The following is a 20,262-nucleotide window of genomic DNA, read 5'->3' as shown; positions in this document are numbered from 1 at the left end:
CATGCCACGTATAGTAAATGTAACTGGTGTGCTGGTTTATGGTGCCGCACTTATCGTTCCCGCGTTATATTATCTCCAGCTCAAAATTACAGCAGACGCTGGCGGCTTTTTAAGTCGCTACAGCCCGTTGATTGTGGCTATCCTGCTGACAGTTATCGAAGTAATTGAAAAGCGTAATAAGCCCCTTCTGGATCCGCAGTTTTGGCGTACCCTTTTCTGGTTGCTTACTATCGCCTTTACCGCCGCTTATTTGTTTTCCGGATATATGATTTTCAGCGTATCCAGTAATGAAGTGCTTCTCAGGTTTATCGCTGTGCTCTGCTGGCTGGTTATCGCTATGCCTGCCATGACCTCTCTTTACCGGTATTCAGATCCATATGCAGCACGATGGACAGAAAATACTTCAGCTTGATACCTCTGTACATATATCGTACTGTTTGATGTCGCGCTGCAAATCAGAATGCCGTTAACCGACCCTCGCCTGTTTTGTAGCTTTATTGCAGTTGCGCAATTGCGTAACAGGGAGAAAATCCATGACCCGAATTCTGAAATCTTTAACCGTTACTTTACAAAAAGGTGTCGTGCATGCCGATGGTGAGCTGGTTATCACTGAGGATAGTTTCCAGTTTACGCCGTATAACCAGAGCTTTGCTCCTGGCCCTTACCGGTTTCCGAAAACCGATATTACCTCAGTAGAAGGAACTACAGCCAGAGGGGGGGGCCTAATCCCACTATCGCAGGAAGCAGTGAAAATTACATTGAAAGACGGGCAATGTTTTGAATTTATTCTCGCCGATCCAGGCAACCTGATAGAAGTTCTTTCCCACTAAAGTTTCACATCGTAAACCCACAGCTGAATTATAACGGTGAGATAGTGTGCGCTCATGTCTGTCGTGCTAGTTTACATTACTTTAAAACATGACATTTAACAGGGAAAGTGATGACACCGTTTCTGTATGCTGTCTTGGGCACCCTACTTTTTGGCAGCGCCTTCTCAACTATGGCTGCCGCTATGCCCCCATCGATAATCCCATTGTTGTGCAGCGCAACCGATGATCGCTATGCAATGGGATTACTCTGGGCAGATGAAAACGCGGATTTATTAAACCCTGCTAGCTGGCAAAAAAAACAGAAACCTGTATTTACCACTTGCGCTGAGTTAGGCCGCTACGGACCAGGTCACAACAGTTTGTTAAAGCTGAAGACGGCGTAACCGATCTGATGATTTACCATAGCCGCGACTATCAAAAGTTACGAGGTTCAGCCCTTTCCGACCCTAATCGCCATGCACGTGCTCGCGTCATTTTTTGGGATGCGGAAGGCTTTCCCGTATTCCGGCAAAATGAAAGCGATTAGCCTATTTAGGCTGTCAGTTTCATATTTAACCTAAATTACCGGAATGCCTCGCTTCCGGCATCTCTCTGTGTTTTGCTCACCTTTACATTCTGATAACAAGAAAACGTGAGCCTTTCGTGACTGCCAAACAAGCACTTATCCTGATAAACATATTTATTCTGTTTACGCTCTTATCCCCTGCAGCTGAAGCGTCTATCGGTAAAACATTCCCATCAGAGAGGAAGGTGATAAACGATCCGGTAACCGGAGTGAAAATCGCCTTCCTCACCAGTCAACCGGTTGGCGATTCGAAAATTTATCCCACTCATGCCCAATGGACTGCCGATGGGAAATGGTTAGTGTTTCGCTCGAATCGTGTGCCTGGCGAAGCTATGGCAGTCAATGAAGAAAATGGCGTTTTGGTACAGGTAAGTGAAGGCGGCTACTTCGGCATGCTGGTGAACGCCAGAAAAACGGACAAACTGTACCTGATGCGTGATCCTTCTTTCAGCGCGGATAAACAACCTCGATATGGAAGCAGCGATAACGATAAACAAATCGTTGAGGTGGATATGGCGGCCTTACTGCGTGATGCCACCAAAGCGAAGGTGAAAGATAAAAGCCATTATCAGCGTGTGGTGGGCGCAGTCCCAGCGAGCATGGGTGCCGGTGGCGACATGGCACTAGATGCCGCCGAGGACATCATTTATTTTCGAATTGGCCGTGAAGAAGCCGCCCGGCACCTACCCGATGATGTGGAACTGGAAGAAAACTTTGGTCCACGAAATATGGGCGCAGGTCCTACTGGTATTGCGAGCATGGATTTACGCACCGGGAAAATAGATATAGTGGTCGCACTGCCCTTCCAGCTCGGTCATATTCAAACCAACCCATGGGTCAGTCGGGAATTGGTATTCTGTTGGGAAACCGGTGGTAAATCACCACAACGCATGTGGACCATGAAAGTAGGCGGCGAAGTGAAAGCCCTATACCCGGAAGCCAATTATGAATGGGTAACGCACGAAGCCGTGATCAGCAAAGATGAAGTGGCTTTTGCAATTATGGGGCACCGTGAAGTAGGCACCGATGATGAATGGGGTCCATCGGCCAGCCGACAAAAACCCACTGGGCTCGGTATCGTTAACCTTCGAACCAATGAAATGCGTATTGCAGGTCAAACCCGAAGTGGCAGCGGTTTATGGCATGTCCATGGCTCTTCTGACGGACGATGGGCAGTAGGTGATGATTTTAGCCGCAGCCTGTATTTGATCGATCGCACAACCGATGAAATGATGCTGCTCAGCAGTGGCCATAAACCCACGGCAAGAGACCACACTCATCCCACGTTCAGCGCTGACGGCACCAAAATTCAAATTCAGTCTGCTATGTTGTCTGATGATAACCGCAGCATGAATATTGCGGTGATTTATTTGCCTCAACGTTTATTAAAAAGACAATATAAGGCAATATAAGGCAGTTAAAAGGCTGGACTGATGCACGATAAAATGTGCTGCATAAAAGACAACACACCGTGTTTTCGACACGCGAACCGTTTATTATCTGATCATTGTTTATTTTCATCAGGGACAAGATGATGGGTTTTACGCAAACCTCAATGACCGTTTCAGCTGTTTTTTTGCTATTGACTAATTATGCCCTCGCCACTTCACTGGCAAACCGGGATGTCAACGCACTTCACTACGATGGGCCTATCACTAAAGAAAACAATCAGAAAGTTTTCAACGATTTTGACAACGCTATCGACAAACCTGATTTATTGATCATCAACAGTGGTGGAGGCGATGTTACTCAGGGTATGGCCCTCGGAAAATGGGTGAATGAACATAATTTGAATGTGGAGGTATCTGTAGTCTGTGCGTCTTCTTGTGCAAATTATGTCTTTCCGGCTGCCAACAAGAAGTTCTTAAGAAAAGACTCGGTTCTTCTTTGGCACGGCAGTGCTTGGCAGCAAGATTGGGCAGGCAGTGAAGATATCGAAGGCTTCGATATTATAATCAATGCAATGCGCAAGCAGGAAACCCAATTTTACGCTGATTTAGAAATTGATAATCTTTTCACAGTTTACGGGCAGCACGTTAAAGCACTTAAAGAGCGTTTCCTGAACTTTTTTGGTTACGGGCCACAGGGGTTTGATTACTCGGTAGATGACATGTCCCGCTTTGGTATCAAAAATGTCATCCTGAAAGACGGTGAATGGAATTGGCGGCATTATCGGGCTGACAAGAAGGGTGAGGTCACCCGCATCCAGTTGCAGGACGATTATCGCTTTACGCTACGCCGCTTTGTCGTAGATGATGCCACGACATCCTCTAGAAACTTGCGATAAATCTTATTTTATCGCGGTTATACTGCGATTTACCCTAAAGTAGATAGCCGTAGACTTGATCATAGCCCCATCTCCTACGATAATTGGTTAAAATTCGTTCCAATTACCTGGAGATTCCCATGGATTTAGGGAAAAACATCACCACAGCCACCGGATGGGTGCTCACGTTATCAGGTCTCATTGGTGCAACAGTTGCACTAACAATGAGTGTCTATCATACATTCTGGACGCCAGCGGACTATCAGGTAGCAACCAGCGATAGTTTCATTTCAATATCGTATGGTGGCATCTCCCCGCTATTAGCCGGTTTGTTCCCGCTTATTCTTTCTCTTTTAGTCATGAGCATTGGCCACCTGTTTCTCAAGGCTGCTCGAAAAAGCCCAGTGCGCCGCGCGAGTCGCTAATGTATTAAGGTTCCTTCAGCGTTAAAATCAGGTTTCAGGTATATAAGCAAAGAACTACGATTTTAATTCCATACTGTCATTCGTCTATGAATTGTTGATATTTCACTCGGCAACAATAGACTGGCACTATGAAAAACGAACACAATGTCGGGCAGGGAATGCGAATGACTACACGCCAATTTACGGATCATCAACGTAGAAATGACGCCACTAGCAAACAAAGTGCTGGTGAGCCTTCATTTGCCAACAAAGTGTCTGCGAATAAATCTCCACGTTTACGCTCTACCCGCGAAGCCAGTAACGACGATTTCGCCTGCTCGGAGCAAACACGTACGTTCAGAATGACCCGTTTTGGCGCGCAAGAAGGTTCAGTGGAAGAAATACTTCAGCTGATTGAACAAGAAAAAAATGCAGGTAAATCCGGCAAGTTTTCATTATTTCGCTCTGCCCTGTTGGTTGGCGCCTTACTATTTGTCGGGTACTTATTTTCAGGCTTGATGAGTTAATCTGGATATTATAAGTGCAGGAGTAGTGAAATGACTCGATTCGCAAAAGTGGTTTCAGCAATTCTTGTTGTCGCAACGGCAAGTGTCGTAGCGAAAGGATTTAACGACGATAATCAACAGACTACGGCACAAAAAATGTGCGGCAATGATGATATCGCCCGGGTGGATACAAAAGGCTTTGCTTGCCAACATACTGCTGAATAAACCCTTCCTTCCCTTTTTTCAATTTATCGTTCTCAACTGCACTTCATCGATATCCTATTAGACTAAAGACTATAGGCATCAATGTTGCAATTTCCTCTGGTGTAAGGCGTTCCTTTATTCTGGGTCACAAAGCAGGTAGTTGTTGTAGGACCCCATAAATAAAGGCTTAAACAACTAACCAGACGAAAAATAGGTTTACTATGTTAAATGAGAATACGTTATTAATTGGCCAAGTGTTGCAAATTCGAGACAAGATTCTGGCTAAACGTCATGTTATCCCTAGTTCATTGCAAAACGAATGGCTGCGTTTGAAAGAGCGCACTGCAGCATTCGACATTAAACGCGCATTCAACACTGCCCGCAAAGGCACCACCTTTACCAAGCCAGCGTTAAGCAATCAGTCTTTAAGTGATTTAGCGGCATTGGTTTCTTCATTGCGGTCATTTAACGCAAAAATTAGTCACTAGTTTTTGCGCTGCCCCTGAGGACAGCGCTTATTTAGCTTTTGATGTCAGGCTTGCCTGACGATGACAATTGCTCGTACCTTCCGGCGGCCATAGCTTACCAAGCGAGTGAAATCTTCCCGTGCCACGGGGATATGCTGATACTCCACAGCTTGGCCTTCGAACGCTTCCGGATCGGGGTCGTGAATGTAAAAGCACCGTTGATCCGATGCTGTTAGCGTTACCCAGTGCGGCGCTTTTTTCTTGTCAAAGGCATAAGTGCTGATGAGGCACATTACCGCAGCACCCTCTTCCAGCAAAGCGTCTACAGATTCCATTTTCCATTCTGAAATGGTCACGGGGATCTGCTTGCGCTCGGCTTCGTCCAGAAAGCCTTGTTCCACCACTTCTACAATGGCCTTCTTGTGCGCTGTACGCACGCCATCGGTAAACAGCGGAAAAGCACGGTTAACCCAAACTTCACTACTAAAACCTTCGTCGACGGCCGCCAGAGCCAAACCCACAGGATGGCAACCGCCATGGCCTGAAGTCATGAAAATGGTGGTGGCTCGACGCCATAATGCCAACTCTTTTTCCTGCGACAACACATAGTTTTTATCCAATGCTGCCATGGCCATCATTAATGATGCCGGGCCACAGGTAAATTCCGTTGTCTGTTGGTACCAAGGGTACACATCGACTTCTGTGGTACTGGAAGGAAAATTAAGCACCTTCTGCATACGAATGGCATCAGATTTATCTTCGTAGTACTCGTTATACATACCAAATTGGGTAAAACCTAAACGCTGGTACAGTGCAATGGCGCCCTTGTTGTCCTCAGACACTTCCAGACGCATAAAGCGCTTTCCCCGCGACAGCGCCCTGACCTCCAGTTCAGCAATCAGTGATTGCGCCACCTGTTGTCCACGGGCTTCAGGCAGAACCGCAATAGAGTACAGTCGCGTTAGCATGGTGCCCCGCCTTAACAGTAGCAAGGTATAGCCAAGCAGCACGCCGTCCCGCTCTGCCACCAGCAGTTCAGCATGGGTGGCAGTGAGATAAAAACGCATTCTCCTGCGGCTTAACCGGTCGTGGGCAAAACAGCGTTGTTCTATGTCGCACAACTGCGGTAAATCGCCAGCGTCAGCTGAGCGCACACTCAGTATCGCTGGAAGCGGTAAAGCACGTTCTGCGCTCATCGACCGCGTAACTCCAATCTGTTAGCAAATTCCTGCATGATTAACTGATACAGTTCTTTGCCGAGGTATTTATCTTCAACACCCGAGTCGATACTTGGATTGTCGTTCACTTCAATCACGTAAACTTTGTTGCCTGATTGCTTAATGTCTACACCATAGAGGCCATCACCCACGACCTTTGCTGCTTTAATTGCAGCTTGAAGCACAGCTTTGGGCACTTCAAAGGTCGGCATGGTTTTAAAGCCACCAGAGCTGAATCGGTCACCCTCGTGGTGATAAATCTGCCAATGGTTGCGCGCCATGAAATACTGACAGGCATAAATAGGCTTGCCACCTAACACACCAATTCGCCAGTCGAATTCAGTAAACACATATTCCTGTACCAGCACCAACGCTGATGCTTCCAGCATTTCTACCAGTCGCGTTTTCAGTGCCTCGGCACTTTCCACTTTGTACACACCCCGCGAGAATGAACTCTCTGGTAGTTTAAGTACCAGCGGCAAGCCCAGCTTGCTGATAAGCTCTGCACAGGTTTCGTCATTACTGTTTGACACCATTTCGCTTTGCGGTGCTGGTACTTGCTGATACGCGAACGCATCTTGCAAGTACACCTTATTACAGCAGCGCAATATGGACTGAGTGTCGTCAATCACAATCAGTCCTTCACGTTCTGCCGCACGGGCAAGACGATAAGTGTGATGGTCGATGGCCGTGGTTTCACGAATGAACAGTGCATCGTAATGCCCAACCGCTTCAGGCGTCAGACTGGTAACCACTTCCGCATTAAAACCAACCTTCTCGGCAGCTTTCACGAAATTGCGAATTGCTTTGTCGTCAGACGGTGGCGTCGGCTCATCCGGGTTAACCAAAATGGCCATGTCCCAGCGCATTTTTTTGCCTTTGCGATCGCTACGCCATTCCTGTTCGGTAAATTGTCGCAACCCATCAATACACGCTTGTTTTTCGTCGTCAGATAAATCAACAAAGCCCCGCGGTTGTATTTCCATAAAACCAATGTTGTCTGCCGCAATATGCAGCGCAACAGTAAGCACCGGGCACGGAAATGCCTCAAACGCTACTTTTGCCAAAGCAGCTAAACGTTGATCCTTGGTTTTACCAAACAGTACAAAGAACGACTCAATGCCTTCAGCGCCGGACCACTGAAATTTTTCCGGCAACGGCAGCCGCGCGCTACCTTCATCAACAATGCGTAAATCATTGATGGTTTTCACCGACGGCAATACGCGGTGCTGACGGGCTTGAGCTAATAACGAGCAATAATAACCCTGACTCAAATAACGTGATGTATCGCACAGGTTGATTACCCGGGTTTTCGGCTCGTTGCGTTTCGGAAATTCTTCCAGATATTGCTGAAAGGTCAGAATTGTCTGCTCAGGAATGTCAAAACCGCTGATGTCATCAACTACGATTAAAGTCTTGTGCATGAAATGCTTCTTTTTTCCTAAAGAAAAGTGATTTGCTGCCACTTCTAAACTTGTTCAGAGGTGGCAGATATTGAAGCGCAGTGTAGAGGAAACCGGCTGATTCACCAGAGATTTCAGCACGGCTTTTTTTTATCGTAACCATGAGATTTTGTGATAGCGTTGCTGGAAAAGATTTCTGGCCCATTTTGCGCGTTCAACCGTTTAAAATGTTTAACGAAGTCGCCATATAATGGCAGTTCTAAGATCAGTTATTTCGTTTGCCTGAAAGAGACGGACCCAAGGAGAAAATATGCTTTTAGCCATTGCTGCTATTATTGTTGGCCTGCCAGTTTTACTGTGGAGTGCCGGTAAATTTGTCGGTGGCGCAGCAGGTATTGCCCGTCATTTCGGCCTTTCGCCGCTATTAATTGGTATGCTGATCATCGGCTTCGGCACCTCAGCCCCCGAGATCATTGTTTCTATTTTCGCCGCTATTCAAGGTAATTCGGGTATTGCACTGGGTAACGCATACGGTTCGAACATTGCCAATATTGCACTTATTCTTGGTCTCACCGCGGTTATCAGCCCCATTGCCGTCAGTTCAGACATCATCAAACGTGAACTCCCTATCCTGCTCGGCCTTACCTTTTTTGCAAGCTGGCAACTGATTGACTTTTATATCTCCACTGACGATGCATTCTCGTTATTAGGTTTATTTATTCTGCTAATGGGCTGGAGCATCTGGGCTGCAACCAAAGGCGATAAAGACAAACTGGCAGAAGGTTACGACGGCGAAATCCCCGGCGAAGAAATCAGCGTAAAGACCAATGCAATTTGGCTGTTTACGGGCTTGTTATTGTTAGTAGCCAGCTCTCGTATTCTGGTGTGGGGTGCCGTTGAAATCGCCACCGATTTTGGCGTTAGCGATACGATTATCGGTTTAACCATTATCGCAGTAGGTACATCGTTACCTGAACTGGCATCTTCACTGATGGCAATTCGCAAAGGCGAACATGATATGGCGCTGGGCAACGTTATCGGCTCGAACATGTTCAATACTCTCGCGGTAGTGGGTATTGCCGGTACCATTCAGCCTATGCAAGTAGAACCAAGCTTTTTGTATCGCGATGTACTCATTATGCTGGTGTTGTCGGTTGCCCTGTTTATATTCTGTATCGGCCTCAAAGGTCGTCAGGGCCGCTTGAACCGATTAGAAGGTGGTGTATTTGTATTGGGTTACGTGGCGTATACCTGGTACTTGGTACAATCGGCTTTTGTAAGCTAAACAGGTATTTTATCAGGCTACGGTTACATTCAAGGTAACCAGGCTCACCACTGAAATACCTGCAAGAATAAACAAATTCACGCCGTAATTGTCGGCCTCACGACGATTGCGGCGCGAACGCAGTAACATGGTGAGCAACGCCATGCCCAGGCAAATCTGTAACAGCACAACCAGCATGTCTACGTGTTCATCTGACCAGGTAGTTCGCCCTTCTATTCCCCAGTAGGTCTGTAAACCCGTCACCATTTCCGGGCGGGCAAAATGAAACACGATCAAAGCGCCAATTAGCACCAGCCAACTCATAAAGTTAACGGTAACAATAAAACGGTAAAATCCGTCTTTGTCTCTGGGAATGACCCGTCTGTCTTGGTGACCTGAATTCATGCAAATTGGCTCTGTGGGCTGAAAGTTAGCTGGTATCCCGTTTCTGAATGAGTATACTAGCGGTTCGTTTATACGTAGGAAATGACACAACAGAGTCATGCCTTATTCTGAAGGCTGGCATGTCACTGCACTATCTAAGTTTTTTCGTTGCCTTTCGCAGCGCTTGGTTTTGTATTTACTATCGGCAATTCTGCTGTGTCTTTAACACTTTTCGGCTCAACTACAATGACAGACCGAAAAAGTATATTTATTTTAAACAGGTAAGATGGAGACATTCAAATGACGCATGCGCCCGTTGTCGACGTGCTTGAAGGTAAGTACGCAGTTGGCGAAACGGTGACGGTTAAAGGTTGGGTGCGTACTCGCCGCGACTCGAAAGCCGGACTTTCTTTTATTGCTCTGCACGATGGCAGCTGCTTTAATCCCGTACAGGTAATCGCGTTAAATTCTCTGTCAAATTATGCTGATATTCAGCGCTTAACCGCAGGCTGCTCATTGTCTGTTGTTGGCGAAGTAAAACCTTCTCAAGGTCAGGGCCAGGCAGTAGAACTGGAAGCGAAAAGCGTAGAAATTCTGGGTTGGGTTGAAAACCCCGATACCTATCCGATGGCGGCAAAACGCCACTCTATCGAATATCTTCGTGAGTATGCGCATCTTCGCCCTCGTACCAATGTGATAGGTGCGGTTACCCGTATTCGTAACTGTTTGTCACAAGCCATTCACCGTTTCTTCCACGAGCGTGGCTATTTCTGGATCAGTACCCCTATCCTTACTGCATCCGATACAGAAGGCGCAGGTGAAATGTTCAGAGTATCTACGTTAGATATGATGAACCTGCCACGCACCGACAAAGGCGATATCGACTACAAAGAAGATTTCTTTGGTAAAGAAACCTACCTTACGGTTTCTGGTCAGTTGAACGTTGAAACTTACTGTGCCGCTATGTCAAAAGTGTACACCTTTGGCCCGACATTCCGTGCTGAAAACAGTAACACTTCTCGACATCTAGCGGAGTTCTGGATGATTGAGCCAGAAGTGGCTTTCGCGGAATTAAGCGATGTGGCGCAACTGGCAGAAGACATGCTGAAATACGTGTGTAAAGCTGTGCTTGAAGAGCGTGCTGACGACATGGCATTTTTCGCCGAGCGCATCAGCAAAGATGCTATCAGCCGCCTGGAAAAACTGATCAGTACTGATTTCGTTCGTATGGATTACACCGATGCGATTGATATTCTGAAGGCCAGTGGCAAAGAATTTGAATTCCCTGTTGAGTGGGGTGTAGATTTATCATCTGAGCACGAGCGTTATCTGGCCGAAGAACACGTTGGCGCGCCAATCATTATGCAAAATTATCCGAAGGATATTAAAGCCTTCTATATGCGCATTAATGATGATGGCAAAACGGTTGCAGCGATGGATATTTTGGCACCAGGCATTGGTGAAATTATTGGTGGTTCTCAGCGTGAAGAACGTCTGGATGTATTCGACCAACGTTTGGAAGAAATGGGCCTCGATAAAGAAGACTACAGCTGGTACCGCGATCTACGCCGCTATGGCACCGTACCGCACTCAGGTTTCGGTTTAGGCTTTGAGCGCCTGGTTGCCTACGTAACCGGCATGCAAAACGTACGTGATGTTATTCCATTCCCGCGCACGCCGGGTAATGCAAATTACTGATCACAAAACGCATAAAGAATTAATAATAAGGCGGCCGAAAGGCCGCCTTATGTTTTTCTGAGGCAGATGACATCCGGTTACACATTAATACCGTAAACATGAATAAAATCATGCTATTGTATACTAATCGTTTATTGAGTCTCAGCGTTCTTTATGCATACCGAATCGTCACAGACAATACAGTGTGAACAATGCCTGACAGTGGTGGCGCTGCCAGCACTGGCGCACAGGCAGCGCGCCGTCTGTCCGAACTGCGGTCATACGCTGCTCACCTACAGGCGGCATCAGAACGACAATGTGTTTGCGTTAGCTTTCAGTGCGCTCGTATTTCTTGCCCTGTCTTTACCCTTTAATTTTCTATCTTTTCGCTCCAGTGGCATTCAGCATCAAATTGCATTGCCGGATAGCTTCATTACTTTGTTCAACGAAGACTATATGTCGTTAGCCATCATTACTGGGGCAGCGACGGTTATTTTTCCTGGCTTGGTATTGCTGGGCATGCTTGTGCTGAGTCACTGTCGTCACCGGGATATTCATAGACCTTTCGTCAGACATATCTTTTTTTGGGTAAAAGCCTTACTGCCCTGGAGCATGGCTGAGATATTTCTGGTGGGCACGCTGGTCAGCTTAATCAAAATATCGTCCATGGCAGATATCTCTATTGGATTGTCGTTTTACGCATTCATCGGCTTTGCCATTTGTATGACCGCTTGCATTATTCAATTCGACAGCAACCGTTTCGCGCTTTGGCTTTTTGGAGAAGTCCCCTCGCCCAAGCCACTGACACCAGCACGGGCGTCGGTAAGTATTCAGCGTACCTGGGCATTGCTCATTACTGCAACACTACTTTATATTCCGGCGAATCTCTTACCCATCATGCATACTGAAATGTTCGGCAGAGACGAACCGAGTACCATTATCGGTGGCGCAATTACGCTTTGGGAAAGCGGCGATTATCCTGTAGCATTAATCATTATTATTGCTAGCGTATTGATCCCGGTGGCTAAAATTGTCGTTCTAGCCTGGCTGAATTTAACGGTGCAACGTGGGTTAGAGAAGCGCGCCCGCATTCGAACCCGCTTTTATCAGATTATCGAAGGGGTTGGCCGTTGGTCGATGATCGACGTTTTCGTGGTTGCCATTCTTGTCGCCCTGGTGCAACTCGGTAATACATTCTCTATTTATCCAGGGCCTGCAGCTTTGGCCTTTTGCGCCGTAGTTTTCGTTACTATGGTGGCAGCAATGACATTTGATACCCGCCTGATTTGGCAGAACAGGAAGTAAACATGACGAGTGACGCAAAAATAAAATCCACCACTCACATTTCCAAAGTATGGCTGATACCGCTTTTCGCCATCGTTATCGGTGGATGGATGGTGTGGTATCAGTGGAAAAACCAAGGCCCGTTAATCACTATCGAACTGAAATCTGCCAGCGGCATCGAAGTTAACAAAACCCCCATTAAAGTGCGTGATTTAGAAGTGGGCCAGGTAAAAAAAATCGATCTTAAACCAGATTTAGACGGCGTATTAGTAACCGCACGTATCGATGCCAGTGCCGAACGACTTCTTACTGAAAACTCTGAATTCTGGGTTGTAGCGCCACGGATCAGCTTCTCTGAAGTATCCGGTTTGAATACTTTGCTATCGGGTGCTTACATTGCCATGACGGCAGATGATTCAGGTAAGAGTAAAAGCCATTTTGTGGCCCTTGAGCGTCCTCCCGCCACACCACCAGGTACACCTGGTTTGCATGTTACGCTTACCAGTAATGACAACTTTGCGTACAAGCCAGGCGACCCGATTATCTACAAAGGTTTTAAAGTCGGTGAATTTGAAGATGCAGAATTTGACATAGAAGAGCGGGTTTTACACTACGGTGCATTTATTCGTGCGCCCTATCACAAACTGATCACGCAAAATACGCGATTCTGGAATGTCAGTGGCGTTAAACTTCACCTACGCTCGAACGGAGTTAAAGTTGAAACCGGCTCTCTGGAAACCCTGTTAGCAAATGGTGTGACATTCGGTATACCGCGCGGCGCATCATCCGGCGGCGATGTGGACGAGAATGCAAAATTTAAGATATTCCAGGATGATGCTGCTGCGTCCAATGCCCGATATAAATTGTATGCAAAGTACCTACTGTTAATCGACGAAACTGTGCGGGGGCTCACCGAAGGGGCACCGGTAGAATATCGTGGCATCGAAATTGGTGAAGTTGCGCGCATCAATCCTCCGGATTTAATTGATGGCAATATCCTCGACCAGAACTACCCGATCCCTGTCGTTATTCGCATCTATCCCGGTAAAGTCCGTCAACAGGATACCGAAGAAGGTTTGCAGGCAGTGAAAGACACCATGCATACCTGGATTGGCCGCGACTTGCGGGCAACACTACGTATGGGGAATGTGATCACGGGCGGGTTGTATGTCGACCTGCAGCACGACAATAATGCTTCAGCTCTGGCGATAAACACCATTAATGATATTGAAGTTATTCCTACGGTATCGAATGAATTTACCCAGCTAACGCAAAAAGCCGACGCCATCCTCGACAAAATGAATAACCTCCCGCTGGAGAAAATGATTGTTGAAGTGACAAACGTGATTGATGACATTAAGGCTGCGTCAAACCGGGTAGAAGAAGCAAGCAGTGATTTCGACGATTTAATGGGCGATATCGACGCCAAAGCATTGAATGAAAACCTGAATGAAATGCTAACGAAAGTGTCTGCGCTTTTAGACAACTATTCCGATGGCGGGCGCAGTGCCGGGGAAATAACTGAAACAGCAAATGCGCTGCAAGAGACGTTGCGCAACATTCAGCCATTGCTGTTACAGCTTAATCAGAAACCTAATCGTTTAATTTTCTCCGACGATAACGACAATGACATGCAACCTAAAGCAGCAAATAAAGGAATCTTTGATGAAAATTAGTCGACTGTGTTTTGTTTTCTTTTCCTTAGTGCTGGCAGGATGTAGCAGTTCCTCTACGTCACTCACTTATTATGTGTTGCATTCACCGAACGCAAAAGTCAGCAATCATAATCAACCCACGCAAAAAATCGCTCTGCAGCAACTGGTATTACCGGATTACCTGCAACAACGCTCGCTCACAATGCTAACGGGGCCAGCAACGGTATATGTCTCTAATCAGCACGTGTGGGCTGAACCCTTAGATAAAAGTTTTGTACAGGCTTTAAACGGCGCATTACTTTCTCATAAAAATATCGAGATAATTCCGCCCCACCGCCATGCAAAACAGTCGTCGGTTGCTAAACTTTATGTAAAAATTGATGACTTTATTGCTTCATCCGACGGTATCGTGTTGCTAAAGGGCCAGTTTTGGCTTGATGGCGAAGGCAAATCTGAGAAAATTCAGTATTTTGACTTCCGCCGTCCAATGAAAGGCGACGGATTTGAGCAAGCCGTCGTCACCATGCGTCAACTCGTTAGCGATCTTGCTACGGCGATTTCCGATGAGGTGTAGCGCGCAACAAAAATAGTAGGAATATGCGCAAAACCACCGCCAACAGTTTTTTTAAACGGGGTTGTCATCCCGACTTTGATGAGGAAACGAACCGCCGTATCCTGGTGGTTAACTTGTTTTCTTTCGTTGGCTACACCATCACGCTCGTGTTGGGATTATATGCGTTGTTCAGTGGAACCTGGACACTAGGCTTCAGTTTACTTACCGCTTCTCTCATCTTTTTCCTGGCTAGTCAGATTCAGGTTGCCTATCGCAATAAGGTGGGCCAAGCGGTTTCAGTGTATTTGCTAACCGGTTGTCTAATGGGGCTGGAGACTTACCTGCTGGTCACCGGCGGCCACGATAACACGGGTCCGCTTTGGCTTTATATTCTACCGCCGGTGGCCATGTTTTTCGGTGGTTTTAAACGCGGCTTAATCGTCATGGTGGTATTCACCCTGCTTATTACTATCATTCTTTTTAGCCCTCATGAATCGCTGCTCCTTACGCATTACAGCGGCAGTTTCAAAACTCGCTTGCTACTCTCCTTCTGCACTGTCACGTTTCTTTCTGCATTTTATGAATACAGTCGACAAAACACCTACGAAATGATGCGTATACTCAGTGCGCAATTTGAACAACAAGCATTACATGATACTCTTACTTCTTTACCAAACCGGCGCGGGATCAGTCAGTTACTTGATCAAGAAATTAAACGGCATTATCGAACCCACATTCCGCTCACACTCATCCTTGTAGACGTAGACAAGTTTAAGCAAATTAATGACACCTACGGACATACTAATGGTGATATCGTGTTGCAAAGAACGGCACAGCATTTGCGACAGAATGTGCGCCGACAAGATATTGTCAGTCGCTGGGGAGGCGAGGAATTTCTCATGGTTCTGCCGGAAACTTCAGAACAAAGCGCCGCCATATTGGCAGAGAAAGTGAGAAAAACACTAGAAAACACCGCCGTATGGCTGGAAGAAAGGGAAATTAAAGTAACTGCCAGCTTTGGAATATGTGAAATTAACAGTGATATTTCATTAAACCGGGGACTATCGCTTGCCGATAAGGCATTATATAAAGCAAAACAACTGGGCCGTAACAAGATAGTATGCGCACACGATATGGCCTAATAACATTGCCATAATGTGAAGTCATAAACTGTTACAAACAGTCAATTCAATCGAAGCACAAAGCTATTAAAATAAAATAATAAAGAAATACTGGGGAAAGGAATGTCGATGGAATGGAAAAAAATCGTCCTGCCAATAGCCATACTCGTGGCGGGTTATGCAGGTATGACGCTGATCGCTTCTGCGGGAAATGAGGAAGAATCGTCAGCAGAAATAGATACACGACCTACGGTATCTATCAGTGAGCTTCGGGCAGAAGATTACAAAGTTACTATTACGTCCTACGGCGAAATCACGCCGCTTGAAAGCACTAACTTAGCCGCACAGGTAGCCGGTGAAGTGGTGTCCTGGAATCCAAAATTTGTGCCCGGCGGCCTGGTGAAGCGCGGTGAAATTCTGTTTAGCATTGAAAAAGATGCTTATGAAGCGGCGTTATTGGAAGCCGAAGCCACACTGATTTCTGCGCAAGCGCAGCTCGTTCAAGAACAAGCCCAAGCCGATGTTGCCGAGCGCGAAGCCGCGAGTATGTCGGGTAGCCGAATTACTGATCTCTATTTAAGAAAGCCACAGTTATTAAGTGCGCAGGCAGCGGTGAAATCAGCGGAAGCCATGCTTCGCATTGCCAAACGCGATTTAGACAATTGCGAAGTGCGTGCGCCTTATGATGCGTTGGTCGTCTCTCGGGAAATTGGTACCGGCGATTTTGTTAGTACCGGCACGGTAACAGCAACGCTAAATAATGTAGAAACGGCCGAACTAAACTTTCCGGTTGCCGGTTTCGACCAGTCTTTTCTGCCAGTAACGGTTTCCGGTACTGATGCCATTATCACTATCGACAATCGTGAAATTACAGCCAGCATCGACCGAGATACCGGCGTTGTTGATCAAGCAACCCGAATGAGTCATCTCGTCGCCCGTATTGACGACCCATACGGCGTACGCTCAGGCAAGCCACTGGTGAAGTTTGGTAGCTTTGCCAATATTAGTTTTACCGGCAAAACCCTTGAAGCCGTTTACCGGGTACCTCAGGAACTGGTGAACAACAAACAGATCTGGCTGGTAAACGAGAACGGCGAACTGGTCGGTGAACGTGTTAATGTGCTGCGTGAAGAAGGGGAATATTTCTTCGTTAGTGGCGACATCGACGGCGGCATGCTGGTTGTTACCCCACCTGAATACCCAATCAACGGAATGGCCGTGAAAGTGATTGAAAGCGGCAAGAAACTCGTCGCCTCTCAACGTATCACGCAGTAAGGACACGCCATGCATAATGAACATGATACGAACCATGGCATTATCGCCTGGTTCGCCCGCAACAGCGTTGCTGCTAATCTTTTAATGATCTTCATCGTTGTTATGGGTTTGGCGGCATACACTGGTCTTCAGCGCCAGATGTTTCCCATGGCGGAATTCAATTACATCAGAATTAGTGCGTCTTATCCCGGTGCTTCGCCTCAGGAGATTGAAGAAGGGATCATCGTTAAAATTGAAGAAGCATTAAAAGATGTGCCTGAAGTGGAGCGGGTTGTTTCCCGGGCCTTTCGTGGCTCTGGCTCATTAAGGCTCACTATTGACGAAAAAGCCTCTCTGGCTAATGTACTCGACAAGGTTAACCTCCGTGTCGACGGTATTGCGTCCTTCCCTGCCGACATGGAACCCGTTACCATCGTACAGGAAGAATTTACTCAGCAGGTTATCGAGCTTCCACTGGTAGGTGACCTTCCCCTTACCGAACTAAAAGACATCGCGAAAGAAGTGGAAGACGAATTACTTCAACTGGACAACATCAGCATCGTGCAAGCCGGTTACCCGCCTGATGAAATTGCCATAGAAGTGAAACCAGACGTACTGCGTAAGTACAACCTTTCGATCAGCGACATCACCACGGCTATTCGTGCCTACTCAAGTAACATTTCCGCCGGTCAGCTTAGAACCCAATCCGGCATTATTGCGGTTAGGGTTGAAAACCAGTATTACCAGGGAGAAGAGTTTGCCAAGATCCCTGTTAAAATCGGCACAGGCGGCTCTCAGGTGTTACTCGGCGATGTAGCTGAAATCAAAGATGCTTTCACCGAAGGTGATATGTACTTCAAATATTCGGGTAAAAACGCCATTTACATGACTGTAAGGGCAACGAAAACCCAGAGTATTATTCCTGTAGCGCAAAGCATCAAAGACTACGTCGAGTTAAAAAATAAACAATTACCCGATGGTGTATCGCTAGAAGTGATGGTGGACTTCACCTATTACCTCGATGCCCGCTTGGACATGATGCTGAAAAACCTGCTTCAGGGCGCGATTCTGGTCGCTATCATGCTGTCGTTGTTCCTGCGGTTCAGACTCGCCTTTTGGGTAATGGTTGGCTTACCTATCTGCTTCCTCGGCGCAGTTATGTTAATGCCTCTGTTCGGCGTAAGTATTAACCTTATGTCTCTGTTTGCTTTCATCATGGTGCTCGGCATCGTGGTAGACGATGCCATCGTTATAGGAGAAAGCGCTTATACCGAAATAGAGAATAAAGGCGCCAGTGTAGACAGCGTAATACGCGGTGCTAAGCGGGTTGCTACGCCGGCAACATTCGGTGTACTCACCACCATTGCGGTTTTTGCACCGTTTACCGGCAGCTCCGGTATGGACGGCGCTATGTTTTATAATGTTGCCGTGGTGGCTATCTTGTGTTTGTTTTTCAGCCTGGTGGAATCAAAACTCATTCTTCCGGCACACATTGCACATATTAATTTCACTCCCATCAAACCTGATGGCTGGCGTGCTAAATTCAACGCTGGATTTAATCGCATTGTAAATGGCCCCTACCGCCGTACGGTTGTACGCGCAATCAAATGGCGCTGGGCAACATTGATGATTTTCGTTGCTTTACTGCTGCTTGCAAAAGGCCTGATGGACGGTAATCATCTGCGCTTTGTCCCTCAAGGCAAGGTTCCCCATGACTTCCCCTCTATCTCTATTGAGATGAATGAAAATGTGGCTGATGACGCGATAATTAATGCCTTACAAACCATCGAAACCATCATCAGAAAAGAAGACGAAAAGGTCATAGAGGAATTTGGTGGCGCAGGCATGGTTCGGGATATCCTGGCCTTTAACGATGACCGCACCAACGGGCAACTTTTCATGCCATTAGTTCATGAAGACGAGCGGGTAATGGACACCTTTGAGATTGCACGGCGCTGGCGCGAAGCCATGCCCGAAATAGCCGGCATGAAGGCATTCTACATTAACGACAGCCTGATGGGCGGTGGAGATGGAGACGGCGAATTCGGCTACCTGCTCTACGGCAGCGACCTAGCAACCCTGAATGCCGCTGGTAGAGAATTCATTTCAATGCTGCAAGAGCAAGATGGCCTGTTTGATGTTAGCTCGACCATCGACCCGACAAGTAAAGAGTTTCAGATGACGTTGAAGCCAGTGGCTTACGATCTCGGACTTACCTTGCAGAATGTCGCTGCTCAGGTGGGTAGCAGTTTCTACGGCGGCGAAGCGCAACGGGTAATTCGTGATGGCGAAGAAGTTCGGGTAATGGTTCGCTACCCTGCCATGTCACGCGAACGTATTGCCGACCTAAAATATTCGGTTATTACTACCCCACAAGGTCGTGAGGTCATGCTGGGAGATGTGGTATCCCTCGAAGAGAAACCAGGGATCAGCTACATCCGTCGTGAAGGTGGCTACCGCAGTGTTTATATCTGGGGCAGCATCGATGAGCAGAAAGTCGCGCCCTTTACGGTTATGGGTGAAGTGGACGAAAACATTCTTCCTGAATTGCTGAAAAAGTATCCCTCAGTGAAAACGCAGATTGGCGGCAATATTGAGGAACAGATGGCTCAGCAAGACGAACAGATGCTGTTCTTCATTGCTGGTATGCTTATGGTGTACATTCTGCTTGCTGTACCGCTAAAAAGTTATGCTCAGCCACTCATCATCATGTCAGTCATTCCCTTTAGTTTTACCGGCGCCGCGTTTGGGCATTATTTCCTTGGCTACGACCTCACCGCTATTTCTATGTTTGGTCTGATTGCCGCAGCAGGGGTGGTAATAAACGACTCGTTGGTAATGACGGACTTTGTGAATCAGCGCCGTGCTCAGGGCTATTCTATTCGTGATGCCGTGGAAGAAGCCGGGTCTGCCCGCTTTAGGGCCATCACGCTCACATCCATCACAACGTTTGCGGGTGTAACTCCAATAATGTTTGAAACCAGTATGCAAGCAGCACTGGTTATCCCCATGGCCATCGCGCTGGGCTTTGCGGTACTTTATGCCACACTGGTTACACTTATTCTGGTACCCTGCCTATATATGATTCTTGTCGATATGGGTATGGCTGGTAATGCGGTAAAAACCGTTATTAGCAAACGCCTGCCAGGCAAGCGCTCGACAGACATATCGGAAGCAAAACCCTGAAGCCGCTTTAATAAAACGCCTC

General features: G+C 47.0%; 19 protein-coding genes and 1 pseudogene. 17 read left to right on the top strand and 3 right to left on the bottom strand.

What is annotated here, in order from left to right:
• The first annotated feature begins 1 nt into the window (after position 1).
• The 9 genes and pseudogenes from ACXAFQ_RS02855 (at position 2) to ACXAFQ_RS02815 (ending at position 5,263) form a co-directional block, all read left to right on the top strand.
• Positions 2 to 412 carry a hypothetical protein gene (locus ACXAFQ_RS02855; RefSeq protein WP_474818063.1) on the top strand — a complete coding sequence of 137 codons (411 nt, stop codon included), beginning with the start codon at positions 2 to 4 and terminating at the stop codon, positions 410 to 412.
• A gap of 121 nt (positions 413 to 533) precedes the next feature.
• Positions 534 to 830 (top strand): hypothetical protein, encoded by a 297-nt coding sequence (locus tag ACXAFQ_RS02850; RefSeq protein ID WP_474818062.1) that lies wholly within the window; start codon positions 534 to 536, stop codon positions 828 to 830.
• A gap of 212 nt (positions 831 to 1,042) precedes the next feature.
• Positions 1,043 to 1,356, top strand: a pseudogene (locus ACXAFQ_RS02845) (family 43 glycosylhydrolase); the annotation flags it as partial.
• Positions 1,357 to 1,472: 116 nt separating this feature from the next.
• Positions 1,473 to 2,807 carry a hypothetical protein gene (locus ACXAFQ_RS02840; RefSeq protein WP_474818061.1) on the top strand — a complete coding sequence of 445 codons (1,335 nt, stop codon included), beginning with the start codon at positions 1,473 to 1,475 and terminating at the stop codon, positions 2,805 to 2,807.
• 143 nt (positions 2,808 to 2,950) lie between these two features.
• Positions 2,951 to 3,682: a hypothetical protein gene (locus ACXAFQ_RS02835; RefSeq protein WP_474818060.1), complete on the top strand. Its 732-nt coding sequence runs from the start codon at positions 2,951 to 2,953 to the stop codon at positions 3,680 to 3,682.
• A gap of 119 nt (positions 3,683 to 3,801) precedes the next feature.
• Positions 3,802 to 4,086 carry a hypothetical protein gene (locus ACXAFQ_RS02830; protein ID WP_474818059.1) on the top strand — a complete coding sequence of 95 codons (285 nt, stop codon included), beginning with the start codon at positions 3,802 to 3,804 and terminating at the stop codon, positions 4,084 to 4,086.
• Between the two features lie 164 nt (positions 4,087 to 4,250).
• Positions 4,251 to 4,592 carry a hypothetical protein gene (locus ACXAFQ_RS02825; protein ID WP_474818058.1) on the top strand — a complete coding sequence of 114 codons (342 nt, stop codon included), beginning with the start codon at positions 4,251 to 4,253 and terminating at the stop codon, positions 4,590 to 4,592.
• Positions 4,593 to 4,622: 30 nt separating this feature from the next.
• Positions 4,623 to 4,796, top strand: a complete 174-nt coding sequence (locus ACXAFQ_RS02820; protein WP_474818057.1) for a hypothetical protein — start codon at positions 4,623 to 4,625, stop codon at positions 4,794 to 4,796.
• Between the two features lie 200 nt (positions 4,797 to 4,996).
• A complete protein-coding gene (locus ACXAFQ_RS02815; RefSeq protein ID WP_474818056.1) occupies positions 4,997 to 5,263 on the top strand; it encodes a hypothetical protein in 267 nt (88 codons plus the stop codon).
• 44 nt (positions 5,264 to 5,307) lie between these two features.
• Here the strand turns inward: ACXAFQ_RS02815 and ACXAFQ_RS02810 are convergent, their stop codons facing one another.
• Positions 5,308 to 6,438: a peptidase C39 family protein gene (locus tag ACXAFQ_RS02810; RefSeq protein WP_474818054.1), complete on the bottom strand. Its 1,131-nt coding sequence runs from the start codon at positions 6,436 to 6,438 to the stop codon at positions 5,308 to 5,310.
• Positions 6,435 to 7,883: a RimK family protein gene (locus tag ACXAFQ_RS02805; protein WP_474818053.1), complete on the bottom strand. Its 1,449-nt coding sequence runs from the start codon at positions 7,881 to 7,883 to the stop codon at positions 6,435 to 6,437. Before ACXAFQ_RS02805 ends, ACXAFQ_RS02810 begins: the two co-directional genes overlap by 4 nt.
• 289 nt (positions 7,884 to 8,172) lie before the next feature.
• On the opposite strand from ACXAFQ_RS02805, the gene ACXAFQ_RS02800 reads away from it, so the two are divergent.
• Positions 8,173 to 9,147: a calcium/sodium antiporter gene (locus tag ACXAFQ_RS02800; RefSeq protein WP_474818051.1), complete on the top strand. Its 975-nt coding sequence runs from the start codon at positions 8,173 to 8,175 to the stop codon at positions 9,145 to 9,147.
• A gap of 12 nt (positions 9,148 to 9,159) precedes the next feature.
• Here ACXAFQ_RS02800 and ACXAFQ_RS02795 read toward each other — a convergent pair whose 3' ends face one another.
• Positions 9,160 to 9,531: a hypothetical protein gene (locus tag ACXAFQ_RS02795; protein ID WP_474818050.1), complete on the bottom strand. Its 372-nt coding sequence runs from the start codon at positions 9,529 to 9,531 to the stop codon at positions 9,160 to 9,162.
• A gap of 279 nt (positions 9,532 to 9,810) precedes the next feature.
• Between ACXAFQ_RS02795 and asnS the strand changes: the two genes are divergently transcribed.
• The 7 genes from asnS (at position 9,811) to ACXAFQ_RS02760 (ending at position 20,240) form a co-directional block, all read left to right on the top strand.
• Positions 9,811 to 11,208, top strand: coding sequence for an asparagine--tRNA ligase (gene asnS / locus ACXAFQ_RS02790; protein WP_474818049.1), 1,398 nt, complete (start codon positions 9,811 to 9,813; stop codon positions 11,206 to 11,208).
• A gap of 153 nt (positions 11,209 to 11,361) precedes the next feature.
• A complete protein-coding gene (locus ACXAFQ_RS02785) occupies positions 11,362 to 12,492 on the top strand; it encodes a paraquat-inducible protein A (RefSeq protein WP_474818048.1) in 1,131 nt (376 codons plus the stop codon).
• A 2-nt stretch (positions 12,493 to 12,494) separates the two neighbouring features.
• Positions 12,495 to 14,147, top strand: a complete 1,653-nt coding sequence (pqiB, locus tag ACXAFQ_RS02780) for an intermembrane transport protein PqiB (protein WP_474818047.1) — start codon at positions 12,495 to 12,497, stop codon at positions 14,145 to 14,147.
• Complete coding sequence (locus tag ACXAFQ_RS02775) at positions 14,137 to 14,700, top strand: PqiC family protein (protein WP_474818046.1); 564 nt, start codon at positions 14,137 to 14,139, stop codon at positions 14,698 to 14,700. Before pqiB ends, ACXAFQ_RS02775 begins: the two co-directional genes overlap by 11 nt.
• A gap of 23 nt (positions 14,701 to 14,723) precedes the next feature.
• Entirely contained in the window at positions 14,724 to 15,821 is a 1,098-nt protein-coding gene (locus ACXAFQ_RS02770; RefSeq protein ID WP_474818045.1) for a GGDEF domain-containing protein, read from the top strand.
• 108 nt (positions 15,822 to 15,929) lie between these two features.
• The gene (locus tag ACXAFQ_RS02765) at positions 15,930 to 17,075 is read left to right on the top strand and encodes an efflux RND transporter periplasmic adaptor subunit (RefSeq protein WP_474818044.1); all 1,146 of its coding nucleotides are present in this window, start codon (positions 15,930 to 15,932) and stop codon (positions 17,073 to 17,075) included.
• A gap of 9 nt (positions 17,076 to 17,084) precedes the next feature.
• The gene (locus ACXAFQ_RS02760) at positions 17,085 to 20,240 is read left to right on the top strand and encodes an efflux RND transporter permease subunit (RefSeq protein ID WP_474818043.1); all 3,156 of its coding nucleotides are present in this window, start codon (positions 17,085 to 17,087) and stop codon (positions 20,238 to 20,240) included.
• The last annotated feature ends 22 nt before the right edge of the window (positions 20,241 to 20,262 follow it).

Source organism: Alteromonas sp. ABH2_165 (assembly GCF_056159945.1).
This window is presented reverse-complemented; position numbering and strand designations above follow the sequence as displayed.